The following is a 2,100-nucleotide window of genomic DNA, read 5'->3' on the forward strand; positions in this document are numbered from 1 at the left end:
GCCCTCAACAGGGCGTACCAGGAAATGACCATCCCCGCTGGCCCGGAGTGGCTGGAGGAGCACATCCGGCGCCTGTCGGCCAACGGCATCCAGTCGCACTTCCAGCTCGCCAACAACACGCAGATCGAGACGCTGGAGCGCATGATGCGCCGCGGTACGGCAAACGTGCCGCTCATCCTGACCTGGGTCGCACTCGGCGGCGGATTCGATGCGCCAAACCTCTACAACCTCGCGAACTTCGTCCGCGCGGTGCCAGACGGCGCGGTRCTCACGCTGGAATCGTCCATGCTCAACGTGCTGCCCCTGAACATGATGGCCATTTCCCTAGGCCTGCACGTGCGCTGCGGCAATGAGGACAACATCTGGAGGCAGGACCGCTCGGGCAAGATGAGTTCGGTCGAGCAGATCGAGCAGCTCGTGCGCATCTCGCGTGAGTTCAGCCGCCCGGTCGCCAACTGCCAGGAAGCGCGCCGCATCTACCGCATCGGCGAGTTCTATTCCAGCGCCGACGAGACGCTTGCGAAGAACGGCTTCACGCCCAACCGCAAGCTGGGCCAGCGCGGCTTCGTGCAGCACGCCGACGCCGCCTGACTCTTCCGCTCCATGTCAAGATTTTCAACTTCTCTGAGTCGAGCGCTCTTCGCCGGCAGGGGCACATCTCCCGCATCCACGGTCACGTCCGCGAGCAAGGTCGTGCACTGCATTGCGGTGGACCCGCGTTCGCCTTCGGGAATGTCGGCCTGCTGGTTCGCGACTCCGGAGGAGGCCGACGGAGCGTTCCTGAAGATGTCCAACTCGGAGGCGATGGAAACCCAGACACTTGAGCGGTTCAAGCTGTTGGTGCCGGCCAGCGCGACCCGCGACAAGCTCGACGAGCTGGCGCTCACGGCAGTCCAGTGGGAGAGCTATCTGCCGATCTTGCGCAGGGCGGGCGACCGTCGTGCGGCGAACGATTCAGCGCCGGCGCCGCTGGGCAGCTACGAGCTGGGATGGCCCTACGACGCGGATCCTGAGGTCGGGATCAGGCCGCGGGGGTAAGGCCGATGCAGCGGCAAGAGGCGATCGAAGCTCACGACGAACTCTCGCAGCCCGGCGCTCTCGCGCCATCTGGGCAGCGTCGAACGCCGGCTTCTGAATGGACGTCCTACTGCTCAGTCCCCAAAAAGCCGGCTCCAGGCGAGGGGCGTGGATCGGGAGCATCGCGAGCGCGATAAGCCGAGCGATCACGCCCCGGTTTGGTTTGAGATAGCCCCGTCCAACTAGGCAGTGGCCGCGCCCGAGACGCAAAGCGCGTCAGTTTGGCCGGAGCGCCGAGCCGTAGCGTTGACCCTTCCAATCGACTAGCGGCGACCGCGCATCAACGTCATCAACACCGCCGTGAGCACTGCGCTACCGGCCGCGGCGTACGCAACCGCCTTCATCGGCTCGTCGGCGGCGAATTGCATTCCCCGCTGCTTTAGGTCGGCCGCCTGACCTTTCATGCTGTCGATCTTCTTGCCGGCCCCGTTGACCGCGTCTTGCGCATAGTCCTTGCCCGCTTGAACCCTCGCACTCGCCTTGGCCTTCGCATCCTGCAGGTATCCCTGAGTCGCATCCGCCGCTCTGCGGCCGAAGCTGTCGGCGTCCTCCCTGGCCCCGCGCATCGACGCGCCGTCATCGCCAGTTTGGCTACCCTGGCTGAGCCGGCCGGGCTCCCGGGTCTCACCGTCCGCGGGACCGGATGATCCACCGGCGTTCCCTTGAGTCTCGGCGTTATCGTTGGGTGGGTTCAACGAATTGCTTTCCATGATGGTCTCCCGATGTGAGTGGGCTTTCAACGGATGCTCGGTACGTTGTGAGCCCAACCAGTATCGACCCGGCAGCCCCGCGTATTCATCAGCCGTCGGGCCGAACCGCTGTAGGTGTCCGCTCGCTTGGCCATGCGGTCACCACGGCGGATCCGCCCTTTTTCCCTCCCAAGTTAGGAGGCGTTGTCCTATAGGGAGGTAAAGCCCTCTGCGCGACGCTTCCTCCACCTAAACCAAGGAGAGCGCCGTGAATCTCATCATCTGGCTGGTCGTGGGTGGACTGATTGGCTGGGTCGCCAGCATGATCATGAGG

At 64.6% G+C, this 2,100-nt stretch carries 3 protein-coding genes; 2 read left to right on the forward strand and 1 reads right to left on the reverse strand.

The genetic code is table 11. The features are described 5' to 3' along the window. Together AC1DY5_RS52870 and AC1DY5_RS52875 are read left to right on the forward strand one after the other, a co-directional pair. Window positions 1-591 (forward strand): 3-keto-5-aminohexanoate cleavage protein (locus tag AC1DY5_RS52870; RefSeq protein ID WP_478122224.1); only part of this gene is annotated, 591 nt, incomplete at its 5' end. Window positions 592-693: 102 nt separating this feature from the next. Continuing rightward, complete coding sequence (locus AC1DY5_RS52875) at window positions 694-1,038, forward strand: hypothetical protein (RefSeq protein WP_478122225.1); 345 nt, start codon at window positions 694-696, stop codon at window positions 1,036-1,038. A 302-nt stretch (window positions 1,039-1,340) separates the two neighbouring features. On the opposite strand, the gene AC1DY5_RS52880 is transcribed toward AC1DY5_RS52875, so the two are convergent. After that, window positions 1,341-1,787, reverse strand: coding sequence for a hypothetical protein (locus tag AC1DY5_RS52880; RefSeq protein ID WP_478122226.1), 447 nt, complete (start codon window positions 1,785-1,787; stop codon window positions 1,341-1,343). Window positions 1,788-2,100: the final 313 nt, after the last annotated feature.

The organism is Variovorax sp. P4_D9 (assembly GCF_056401695.1).